Source organism: Streptomyces sp. NPDC054956 (assembly GCF_053609185.1).
Genome location: NZ_JBSGXB010000521.1, coordinates 1 through 3165, shown reverse-complemented (window position 1 = coordinate 3165; position 3165 = coordinate 1). Strand labels below are relative to the sequence as shown.

Here is a 3165-nt window from a genome sequence, read left to right as displayed (position 1 = left end):
GGAGCATCGACGTCATCGGACACGGGGTCCGACGGCCCGACTGGAGGCGAAGATGCGCGCGTACCACCTGGAGGAGTTCGGCAGGATCGACGGGATCGTCCTGCGCGACGGCGGCGGCCCGCGCCCGGTTCCGGCCGGGCCCACGGGGATCGTGGTCCGGGTCCGGGCGGCCTCCCTCAACAAGCGCGACCTGCTGATCCTGCACGGGCGCTACCCGCTGTCCGCCGTACCCGGGGTGGTCCCGCTGAGCGACGGCGCGGGCGAGGTGGTCGCCGTGGGGGAGGCGGTGACCCGGTTCGCGGTCGGCGACCGCGTCTCCTGCACGTACTTCCCGCACTGGCGCGACGGCCGGATCACCCCGGCCCTGGTCGACCAGCCCGGCTGCACCCTCGACGGGATGCTCACGGAGTACGCGCTGCTCGACGAGGAGTGGGCGGTGCGCGTCCCGGAGCACCTGACCTGGGAGGAGGCGGCGACCCTGCCGTGCGCCGCGGTCACCGCCTGGAACGCGCTGACCGGCGGGGAGGGCGGAGCGCCGCTGCCCGGGCAGAGCGTGCTGACCCTCGGCACCGGCCCGGTCGCGCTCTTCGCGGTGCAGTTCGCGAAGATGCTGGGCTGCCGGGTCGTCTCGACCACGTCGAGCGAGGAGAAGGCGGACCGGCTGAAGGCCCTGGGGGCCGACGCGGTCGTGAACTATGCCCGGACGCCCGAATGGGGTGCGCAGGTGAAGGAACTCACCGACGGCGGCGCCGACCTGGTGGTGGAGACGGGCGGTCCCGACACCATCGAGCAGTCGGTGCGGGCCAGTTCGCTCTACGGGCAGATCGCCCTGCTGATCACCGCCAGTGCCGCGAAGGCGGGGATCGAGATCTCCCACGCCGCCTACGCGTCGAGCCTCGCGACGATCCGGCGCGTGTTCGTCGGCAGCCGGACGCAGTTCGAGGCGATGAACCGGGCGGTCGAGGCGAACGGTCTGCGCCCGGTCCTGGACCGCGTGCTCCCCTTCGAGGAGGCCCGGGAGGCCTACCGCGGCTACGCCGCCGACTCGCCCTTCGGCAAGGTGGTGATCAGGGTGGGGGAGTGACCCCGTACGCGGCGCGAACGGGTGCGGGGCCACGGGATGTGCATCCCGTGGCCCCGCATCCTTCAGGATCGTGCGATCCGCCGCCGTCGACCGCTACGGAGCGGGAACCGCGGCCGGAGCCGGGTTGTCCTCGTCCTCCGGAATGCTGACCAGCCAGCGGGTGTCCTGGCGCGGGCGCAGGTACAGCGCCCAGTACAGGGTGGCGAAGGCGGTGATCCCGCCGGTCCACAGCAGGTACTGGGTCTCCTGCTGGGTCAGGATGTAGGCGAACACCAGGATCAGCACGACCGGGACGGCCGGCCACAGCGGCATCCGCCAGGCCGCGCTCTCCCGGTGCGCCCCGCGCCGGCTGAACAGCGCGGCCACCGCGACGAGCAGGTACATGCCGGTCACCGAGACGCCGGTGACCCCGTACAGGGTGTCGAGGTTGACGAAGCACATCGCCGCACCCGGAACGCCGACGAGCAGGGTGGCCACCCACGGGGAGCCGAACCGGCCGAGCCGCGAGAGCGCGACGTTGACCGGCGCGGGCCAGGCCTTGTCACGGGCGGAGGCGAAGAGCACCCGGGAGTTCTGGATGACCATGACGATGCCGGCGTTGACGATGGCGAGGGCCACGCAGAGGCTGACGAAGGTGCCGACGGCCGAGTTCGACCAGGCGGTCACCATCGCGCCGAGGTCCCCGGAGGTCAGCGCTTCGAGGTCGGGGGCGCCCAGGGTGATGGCGATGACCGGGACCAGGATGACGGCGGTGGAGATGGCGAGGGTGGCGAGCACGGTCCGCGGGACGTTGCGGCGCGGGTTCTCCAGCTCCTCGGAGAGGTAGACGGCCGTCGAGAAGCCCTGGGTGATGAACAGGGCGATGGCGAGTCCGGAGACGACCATCATCGCGGTGACGGTGGAAGTGCCGCCGCCCTCGGCGGCCACCGAGCCGTGCACGAGGGCGTCCGCGCCCCGCTCGCTGTGGGCGAAGCCGAGTACCGCGACGAGCGCGGCGGCCACGACCTCCAGCACGAGGAAGATGCCCGTGATCCAAGCGTTGGCCCGCAGGTCCAGCAGACCGGCGAGGGTGGCGAGCAGCATCACGCCGGCGCCCGCGGCCGGAGCCGGAACGTCGATCACCGGGGCGAGGTAGTCGGCGGTGCCCATGGCGATCACGGGCGGCACGATCATCACGACCAGCAGGGACAGTACGAAGACCAGCCAGCCGGCGAGCCGCCCGGACATGGTCGACACCATCGCGTACTCACCGCCGGCGCTGGGGATGAGGGTGCCCAGCTCCGAGTAGCAGAACGCGACGCCGATGCAGAGCAGCGAGCCGATCGCGATGGTGAGGGCGGTCCAGGTACCGAGACTGGAGAAGAGGTCCGGAACGACGACGAACAGCGTCGAGGCGGGCGTCACGCACGACAGCGTGAGCAGGGTTCCACCGACGACGCCGATGGAGCGCTTGAGCTTCTGGGGGATGGGCCCGGTGGCGGGGGCGAGGGCCTGGGGGGCACTGATCGTGTCAGACATCGGTGCGGTGTTCCGATCGGCAGATGCGGTGAGTGAGCGCGGGAGCGGTATCGCCTCCGGGGCGGTGGTGAGCAAGAGTGGTTCGGTGGCTCCCGGGCCGTCATGCAATCTCCACGAGATCCGCAGGTCAAGAGCTGTTCACCTGCGGATTCCATCGTCCGGGACCGCTCCGGCCGCCGGGCGCGGCGTTAAGACCGCGTAAACGCTGCGCAATCACGGGGTGCGATAACCGCAGGTGACCGCCGGTAAATTTCCCTCCGCTTTGCCGACCTGCCGCGCTCCCGTGTCACGGACGTATCGCGACGTGGACCACGGGGAGGGCGCCCCCTGCCTGGGGGCGCCCTCCTCAGGTCTTCCCGCGGTCAGCGCTTGCGGTAGCCGCGGGCGTCCTCGGCCGCGGCCAGGACGGCGTCGAGGTCGCCGCCGATCGACGAGGTCAGGGTGATGGCCACGGCGCCCTCCAGGAACGGGGCGTCCACGATCCGGGCGCCCTCGGGCAGCTGCGAGGGCTCCTCGGCGAGCAGGGACCTCACCGTCAGCACCGCACTGCCCATGTCGCACAG

3 protein-coding genes are annotated in these 3165 nt (G+C 71.6%); 1 reads left to right on the top strand and 2 read right to left on the bottom strand.

Going from position 1 to position 3165, the window contains the following annotated elements:
- On the top strand, positions 1-1084 hold a 1084-nt coding region (locus tag ACWGDE_RS37685; RefSeq protein ID WP_453393592.1), incomplete at its 5' end, for a zinc-dependent alcohol dehydrogenase family protein.
- Positions 1085-1177: 93 nt separating this feature from the next.
- Here ACWGDE_RS37685 and ACWGDE_RS37680 read toward each other — a convergent pair.
- On the bottom strand, positions 1178-2602 hold the full coding sequence (locus tag ACWGDE_RS37680) for an APC family permease (protein ID WP_453393591.1): 1425 nt from the start codon (positions 2600-2602) through the stop codon (positions 1178-1180).
- Positions 2603-2964: 362 nt separating this feature from the next.
- A partial coding sequence (locus ACWGDE_RS37675) for a PTS-dependent dihydroxyacetone kinase phosphotransferase subunit DhaM (protein WP_453393590.1) occupies positions 2965-3165 on the bottom strand: 201 nt, incomplete at its 5' end.

Excerpts from the sequence above, each read along its gene's own strand:
- ACWGDE_RS37680 (WP_453393591.1), bottom strand. The coding sequence starts at position 2,602 with ATGTCTGACACGATCAGTGCCCCCCAGGCCCTCGCCCCCGCCACCGGG.